The organism is Holdemanella sp. (genome assembly GCF_056804935.1).
The window spans coordinates 1-7,486 of the sequence record NZ_DBMEXE010000067.1 but is presented as its reverse complement, the minus strand read 5'-3'; the positions used below and the strand labels follow the sequence as shown (position 1 = coordinate 7,486).

Annotated in this window: 9 protein-coding genes; 7 read left to right on the top strand and 2 right to left on the bottom strand. The window is 35.5% G+C overall.

Annotation, left to right across the window (positions count from 1 at the left end):
* Together ACZQCL_RS04620 and ACZQCL_RS04615 are read right to left on the bottom strand one after the other, a co-directional pair.
* On the bottom strand, positions 1-775 hold a 775-nt coding region (locus ACZQCL_RS04620; RefSeq protein ID WP_482481952.1), incomplete at its 3' end, for a hypothetical protein.
* An 11-nt stretch (positions 776-786) separates the two neighbouring features.
* Entirely contained in the window at positions 787-1,971 is a 1,185-nt protein-coding gene (locus ACZQCL_RS04615) for an extracellular solute-binding protein (protein WP_482481951.1), read from the bottom strand.
* Positions 1,972-2,292: 321 nt separating this feature from the next.
* Here ACZQCL_RS04615 and ACZQCL_RS04610 point away from each other — a divergent pair, with 321 nt between their 5' ends.
* From ACZQCL_RS04610 to ACZQCL_RS04580, 7 genes are read left to right on the top strand one after another with little or no spacing between them, the layout of a single operon-like run.
* Positions 2,293-2,913, top strand: a complete 621-nt coding sequence (locus ACZQCL_RS04610) for a DUF4428 domain-containing protein (RefSeq protein ID WP_482481950.1) — start codon at positions 2,293-2,295, stop codon at positions 2,911-2,913.
* Positions 2,914-2,940: 27 nt separating this feature from the next.
* Positions 2,941-3,684 carry a hypothetical protein gene (locus ACZQCL_RS04605; protein ID WP_482481949.1) on the top strand — a complete coding sequence of 248 codons (744 nt, stop codon included), beginning with the start codon at positions 2,941-2,943 and terminating at the stop codon, positions 3,682-3,684.
* 34 nt (positions 3,685-3,718) lie between these two features.
* Positions 3,719-4,957: a hypothetical protein gene (locus ACZQCL_RS04600; RefSeq protein WP_482481948.1), complete on the top strand. Its 1,239-nt coding sequence runs from the start codon at positions 3,719-3,721 to the stop codon at positions 4,955-4,957.
* Complete coding sequence (locus ACZQCL_RS04595; RefSeq protein ID WP_482481947.1) at positions 4,950-5,597, top strand: hypothetical protein; 648 nt, start codon at positions 4,950-4,952, stop codon at positions 5,595-5,597. The genes ACZQCL_RS04600 and ACZQCL_RS04595 overlap by 8 nt, the downstream gene beginning before the upstream one ends.
* A gap of 2 nt (positions 5,598-5,599) precedes the next feature.
* Positions 5,600-6,247, top strand: a complete 648-nt coding sequence (locus ACZQCL_RS04590) for a hypothetical protein (RefSeq protein WP_482481946.1) — start codon at positions 5,600-5,602, stop codon at positions 6,245-6,247.
* Complete coding sequence (locus ACZQCL_RS04585; RefSeq protein ID WP_482481945.1) at positions 6,240-6,851, top strand: hypothetical protein; 612 nt, start codon at positions 6,240-6,242, stop codon at positions 6,849-6,851. Before ACZQCL_RS04590 ends, ACZQCL_RS04585 begins: the two co-directional genes overlap by 8 nt.
* A 9-nt stretch (positions 6,852-6,860) precedes the next feature.
* Positions 6,861-7,397: a hypothetical protein gene (locus tag ACZQCL_RS04580; RefSeq protein WP_482481944.1), complete on the top strand. Its 537-nt coding sequence runs from the start codon at positions 6,861-6,863 to the stop codon at positions 7,395-7,397.
* Positions 7,398-7,486 lie beyond the last annotated feature (89 nt).

Below are 7,486 nucleotides of genomic sequence, written 5' to 3'. Positions count from 1 at the left end.
TGGAAGGTTGTGTATGTATAAATTTAAACCAGCTTTGACTGATTTCAAAACCACATAATCCATAGAAAGTACCATCTTTTCCTATCAATGGAACTCTTAAAAGGGCAATTCTTTCTTCGGTAGAGGGGAGTTGAATAATATCCGATAGGGAATAATCAAAATCCCCCGTTTTTAACTCTTCATAATCTGGAACTAAGGTAATGTCAAATTCTTGTCGCCATTTACGATGGGGCATAATGCTATGTTTTTTGCCGATATTGGCAATTCCACGATATAAAATCAAGTCTTCTTTAGAGACAGACATAGAGTTTTTTTGTAGATAGACACCACTACGTTGATTGTTTGCATTTTCAAGTGTTGAGTTGATTGTTGTATCTAACTGAATATAGGCACCGGAACAATTGGCGCGTTCTAAAAATTGGCTTAATGGCTGAATTAAATCGTTTTCTAATGCATAAAGAGCGTTTGGATTATCTTGTAGCTGACTAAATGTCAAACCTTGTTTTTCAAGGTTTGTTTCTAAAGTATTTTGCATAGTTTCGCCTAGAGCGATATTCATAGAGGCAAGATCATCCCAATAGGATTCCATATTCTTTGTGAAGTATTCACTTTGAATGGATAGTTTTTTATGAAAGTCTTGCTCTGTTGTTCCAAGTCGACCAAATAGGAAGAGTCCCATTAATAGAGTGACAGTGATGGCTGTGACAAGGAAAAACATGTAGACAAAGAGCTTTCGTTTCATGGATTTTTCTTTTTTCTTAAAGCTTATCTGCATAATTTAAAACCTCATGAAAGACTTTTTAATATGTCCATTGCCTCTTGTACAAGTACATCCATGTCTTCTCCAGCTTCATATCTTGCCTGCCATTGGGATTGATTTTTTCGAATCTGATCATAGAAGGTGTAGGCCTTTCTAGAAACCGCATATGTAACATCTCTAGAAATAACGGTATAGTCGGATTTCATTTCGGTGAGTGTATTGTATAAAGATTGTGTTTCTTCATCTTCAAACTTTTCATTTTTTAAGTTTTTAAATGCTTTTTTTGTGACTGGCATGTAACCTCCTTGAATCACAAAGTCCACGTTTCGTTTTGGTTCTACAAGCCAATGCGCAAAGACACTAGCAGCTTCTTGTTTTTGTTCTGTAGTCTTATAGGCACATAATCCAACACCAGCTTGTGTCATGAGGGCATGGTCTTTATCGGCCTTTGGATAAGGCAGGGCAATCGCATTTAATGGTTCCGTTGTATTATCTGGATATGTAACGATGTCATTTAAATAGAGATAGGCTGCACTGCTGGATACACCAATGAGTGTTTCTCCGGTTGTAAGTTGTGTGCTTGAATAGAAATCTGAAGCAGAAATATGGCCTTTGATCAATGGTTCTAGAAAGGTTCTAAAGGCTTCTTGAAATTCTTTATTGTCCGTATTATACCAGCCATTCTCATTAAACATATGTTTAGAGCCTAATGCGATCGCATAAGATTCAACAGAGTTTAAAACATAGTCAAAACAACAAAGTGGTTTTCCGTTTGACCATTCGTAATATTTTTCAGCGACTTTAAAGACTTGATCCCACGTTTCAAAGTCGTTTAGTGTAACTTGTGTATCGTTTGAAAATTTTTTAAATTGGGTTCCATTCATAAAGAATACAATTGTGGATTTGGATAGTGGAAGGTCGACTAGCTTATCTTCGAGTATTCCGGCATCTAAAAATTCATCGACAAAATTGTTGATTTCTTTCTTTGTGAATACATCATCCCATACCACACTATTTTCTAATCCTACTTGTCTAGCATTATGAATATGTCCTGTATACAGATCAGGCATGGGATCTGCGCCAGGTTCTTTGGCTAGACTTGCTTCTAATTCTTGTCCGATTTTACTTGCGTTAGTGACCTTAGTTACATTTATAATAATGCCCTTTTCTTTTCCTTCGGTCTCATTAAATTCAGCTACCAATTGGTTCATTGGAGAATTGACTTGTTCTCCATAAACATGCCACATTGTCAGGGTCACGGGGTTATCTTTATCGAGTAAAGATTTTGATGAACACCCATATAGATTGCATAGGCTTAGACCAAATACTAATAAATATTTTATAACTTTTTTCATGATTTTCCCCTTTATGTACCGCTGTTCCCACCCTTTTTAAGTTTTGGGGTGGGGTAATTTTTCTAATACTTTCTATAATGAAAATGTAAGTTGATTACATAAGTTTTGAAAGTGCTTTCTAAATACAATATAGCACAAGTAAACAAGTCAATCAAATGAAGAAAGGAGGGAAATGAAATGGGGTTGTTTTCTAAAAAGGAATGTGATGTGTGTAAAAAGAAGATGGCATTGATGGAAGGTTATAAATGTGCGGATGGTACGATCTGTAATGACTGTAAGAAAAAAATGTCACCATTATTTACAGACTACAAAAACACAACAATAACACAGATCAAAGGGCAGCTAACATATCGTGAAGAAAACGCACAAAGAGTCAAAGCGTTTGTGGCAGCTGAAACGTTTGGTGAGTATCCAAAGGTAATGGTTGATCGAAAGCACAACTGGTTTGTCGTGACAAAGGCAACAAAGCTTAGTGATGAAAATCCAGATGTGTTTGACTTAAGTGACATTCAAAAGGTTTTGGTAGAAATTGAAGAGAATAAGCGAGAACTTCATTTCACAAATAAGAAAGGGAAGACATGTTCCTATAAACCAGCAAGATACGAATTTACGTACCAATTCAAGGTAAATATTCAAACGAATCATCCATTCATCAAAATGATTTCTTTGAAGATTACCAAAGAGGATGTCAAGATCATTTCAGAAATGCAGGATAAAGAAGTAATGGTACAGTCAAACGAAAAGTATCAGGAATCTTTACAGGTGGCAAACGCATTAAAGGATGCGCTTGAATCATAATAATGCACAGAAAAGGAGGAATCATATATGGCAAATACATGTGCAATTTGTGGTGCTACAATTAATGTTTTACAATCACAGAAATTAATGGATGGAAATTATATTTGTACAAAGGGTTGTCGTGCAAAGGGATTAAAATATTACGACTATGTTCATTCTGATTTAGATAATGTCAAGGACCATATTCATCAAACTGAAGTGGGTACAAAGATTTGGCAAGATTTAATGGAACCTTTGAAAAAAACACGAGATAAAAATCAAAAGATGCAGGCTTTTCGTCCAATCTTTATCGCACCAAGTCTAGGTTTGATTGCGGTAACAGAAGCGCGTGGAGGTTTGTTTAATACAAAAACATATGCGTGTGTATATCGTTTAGAAAATCTTCAGCTATATAGAACTGAAAGGATGCCCGCAAGAACAAGTGGTTCGGATAAAGATAAAATGTGTGTTCACTTAGGCTTTGTACATACAAAAGGTTTAAATGATGTCTATATTCCATTTGATGATGAAACAAGATGTCATCAATGTGTAGATTATCTAAATAAATTGTTTGGCTTAGATGATTCATTTAGAAGTGGCATTAAAAAGTCTGTAACTCAATTTAAGGCAACAAAGAGTATGTGGGATTTAGCGAAAGCCAAAAAGAATGGAGAAAATTTAGAAGAAAAAGCGAAAGCGACAGTGGATGCGTTTGGGGCAACGATCATTGGAGATCGTACGCAATTTAAAGATGCAGCCGATCAAGCTCTAGCTGGATATGACTTGGATTAAGCTTTGTTCGGTCTTGTTTCTTAGTTTGAATCTAATGTTTACAGGTTGTAAATCACAACCTAATGAAGAGGTATATATTTCAGATTTCTACAATATTCATGAAGAATATAAGGATGCATGGGGAAATGTTGGTAAGTATGACATTTCCTTACCTTATATTCATTGTGATTCAAAGAGCGCAAAGAAATTGAATCAGACAATCAAAAATGAATACAAGGATTTGGTAGATTCTTTAGATGAGGCAAAAGAAGAAGGGTATACGTTGCCGGACACAAAGGTTAGTTATGATGTGTATACACATTCAAATCTATTGAGTTTAGTTATTAAGGAAGAAGTAGAGACGGAATATCCTAGGTATAAGGTGTATCATTTTGATTCTAAAACGAAGAAGCGTGTTTCGAATAAAAAGTTGTATAAGAAATATAAAATCAGTCAAAAAGATATGAAGGTATGGGCTGCACAGGCTTTTGATCAGGAATATGCCAATGAATATTATGACAATGTAAAGGAATTAAGAGCTCAAACAATTGGTTTGTTGCCTTCAAATCTGGATGTGTTTTACCACAAAGGAAAATTGAATGTATTGATTCCTGTCGCCACAAATTTTGGTTCTGGAACAAAGATGGTTTTGTATAGGCCAAGTCGCAAGAAGTCTTATAAGATAGAAGATTCTTCCACGTTTGACCAGATGACTATGACATTAAAGAATAATAAGCTATCGCTTTACTATAGTGGAACGGATAAAACGTATAAGGTGCACGGTTGTTTTAATGAGTATAAACAAGTTCATGTGTATGAAATAGGTCCTGGTGTCACTTATGGTTTTGCGCTAACGACAAATGGTTTGGTGGAAGTGATTGCGATTGAGGATGGTTTGCCGATTGAGCGTGTTTGTAGTCAAGGACCATTATATGGGTTAGATAAAGTAAAAAGCCTTCGTAGTGGGCAGGCACTGACAGAAAATGATCAGTTGATTGATTTATTTGATGCATTGCAAAATCAGCTGTTTAAAAGTCTTGAGGGTACGTATACAAATGAGAGTGTAACACTTCAAATCGATGAGAATGGTTTGTATGCAATGCAGGATCAAGAGAATTCGCATTCTGGCCTATTGTTTAGTGTAGGTATGGAAGAAGACGGATTTGTGTATGGATATGATGACTATAATCAACAAGTCTTATCGTATTGTAAAGTAATGCCGTTATATGAAAAATTAGAGATCAAAAATTTGTTTGATCATGACAAATTAGAATTGGAGTATCAATATGAATAATAAAAAATTGTTTGCGAGTGCATTAGTACTAAGTATGTTTTTTGGATTAACAGCTTGTTCAAGTGAAAAGCCGGAAGATACAAAGGTTGTAGAAAAGAAGGAAGAGAAAAAAGAAGAGAAGAAGGAAGAAAAGAAAGAAGAAAAGAAAGAAGAAAGTACGGATGCTGTATTAGTAAGAGAAATTTCGAGTAAGACATATACAGTCACAATTCCACAGCTTACTTCATTCTATACACCAAGTAGAGATGGTTTAGAAGTTAAAACAGAAGTAAATGAACAACAAATCTCATATACGCTTGAAGATGAATTTGGTGATTTTAAAATGGCTATTTATGTAAACCCAATCAGTGCTGAGAGTGCAGAAGCCTATGCGAATCGTATTAATGAAGGATTTAAGGATGATGAATCGGAACAATATAAGCCTAGCACGGTGGGTGAATTCAGTGGCTTTAGAAAAGTGACTACAAGTGAAAATCCTAGCTTCAAATGTAAAGATAACTTGTTGTTGGATTTTGCAAGTGTGGATGGTTCTGCTGTAGTGATGTCTGTAACGGTTGAACAATTCAATGATACGGATACAGCGGATATGGAAGTAGCGATGAAAGCTATTTTGGGCAATATGAAAGTTGAGGTTAAGTAGTCATGAACACAAACTTTGTGAAGAGTTTATTAGTAATCGGAATGGGCTTGAGTTTAGCTGCTTGTTCATCGAATGATCCAGAGCCTAAAAAGGAAGATACAAAGGTTGTTGAAGCTAAAAAGGAAGAAAAGAAAGAGGAAAAGAAAGAAGAGAAAACAACGGATTTTGTGGTGAGCAAAAACTACAACAAGAAGTATGAGATCATCATCACAATGCCTCAAGATTTCACAACGATTTATACGCCAGCAGATGGTGTAAAGGTTACCGGAGAGATTGTGAATGATTCTTTTATTCGCTATAGCTTTGAAAATAAAGAAGCCGATACGAAAAAGATTGCGACAGTTGAAGCAAATGCAGATGCGACAGCGGATGAAGTGGCTGAAACCTTCAATAAAGGTGAGGAAGATGAGAGTAAGCTTTATAAGCCTTATCAGGTTGGAAATTATACAGGTGTAAATAAGATTTCGGATTATTCTTATGATGATTATGTAACGTACAATATGTATTTCAATTTGGATCGAGATGGTTTTAAAGGAACAATTAAGGTTGTTGTTGAAAAGCTAAAAGCGGAAGCGGATGATTCGGATACAGAAGCTATTATTACTGCAATTTTGGATAATGTAAAAGTTGAAAAGAAGAAATGTGAGTAAGCCTATGAATCATAAGCTAGCTAAGATCTTGCTTGCGCTAGGTATAGGCTTAAGTCTAGTTTCTTGTGCAAAAAAGCCAGAAGAACCAAGGCCTTCACAAGTGAAAAAAGAAGAGAAGGTAAAGATTGGCGAAATGACTGGAGTCGCACAAATGAATGGCTATTTCATTAAGATGACGATGCCAGATTTATTGTCGGTTTATACACCGAAACAAGAAGGCTTAAACATATCGGGTAAGCTAGAGGGTGGTCGTATCCTTAAATATGATTTACATTCGGATGATCGTACGTATATCACGCGAATTTCAATTGATTGCGATTATCGTAAGGCGGCCAAGGAAACGGCGGATGTCTTGAATGCAGGTTTTGAAGATGAAGCAGATCAATATAAGGAATTTACGATTGGTAAGTATTCGGGTTACAAGAAAACAACAGTATATGATTCGTCTGATAAAACCTATTCTAAGATGTTGATCGATTATCCGGTTGGTGAAGATAATGTTGTCTTACAAATTTATGTAGAACAAGAAAAAGCCAATGATTTGGATGAGGTAACACTTGCTGTATTGGATAATATCGTTGTTGAAATTTGTATGGAAGAGTAGGTGATAAGAGTGAAAAGGAATAGGTTATTAACTATCTTCTTGGCTTTGGGTATGGGACTTAGTTTAGTGGCTTGTTCATCAAATGAGCCAGAAGAAAAGGTAGAAGAAAAGAAAATAGAAGAGACTAAGGCGGCTGAAGAAAAAGAAGAAAAGGTAAAAGAAGAGAAGAAGGAAGAAGAAAAGGCTAAGGCAGCTGAAGAAGAAAAAGAAAAGGATAGTACGATTATTAGTTATGCGAATAAAAAGGTAAGAGTTACTTTACCTAAAGATTTGACTTCTTTCCATACGCCTGCTAGAGAAATTTCTAGATATAGCTATATGGAAGAATCGAATGTTCTTGGTTATTCATTGTATGCGAAAGATCGTACGTTTACCATTCATTTCTCAATTGGAACGGATGGCTGGGATTCAGCAGAGGCTGCCAGTATTTCTCACAACAAGGTTTGTAAGGATGAATCAAAAATGTATGAGCCATGCACTGTAGGTGAATATTCTGGATATAAGTATGTGGTGTCAAGTGATAAATCGATTGAATATCATATTTAATGTAAAGCTTCGCATTAAATATGAAATAGAAAGTCAGACAAAATGTAAAGTGAACTTCAATTATGCTTGATTTATGAGTACGATGTTCA

Excerpts from the sequence above, each read along its gene's own strand:
- ACZQCL_RS04600 (WP_482481948.1), top strand. The coding sequence starts at position 3,719 with ATGTTTACAGGTTGTAAATCACAACCTAATGAAGAGGTATATATTTCA.
- ACZQCL_RS04615 (WP_482481951.1), bottom strand. The coding sequence starts at position 1,971 with ATGAACCAATTGGTAGCTGAATTTAATGAGACCGAAGGAAAAGAAAAG.
- ACZQCL_RS04590 (WP_482481946.1), top strand. The coding sequence starts at position 5,600 with ATGAACACAAACTTTGTGAAGAGTTTATTAGTAATCGGAATGGGCTTG.
- ACZQCL_RS04595 (WP_482481947.1), top strand. The coding sequence starts at position 4,950 with ATGAATAATAAAAAATTGTTTGCGAGTGCATTAGTACTAAGTATGTTT.
- ACZQCL_RS04605 (WP_482481949.1), top strand. The coding sequence starts at position 2,941 with ATGGCAAATACATGTGCAATTTGTGGTGCTACAATTAATGTTTTACAA.
- ACZQCL_RS04610 (WP_482481950.1), top strand. The coding sequence starts at position 2,293 with ATGGGGTTGTTTTCTAAAAAGGAATGTGATGTGTGTAAAAAGAAGATG.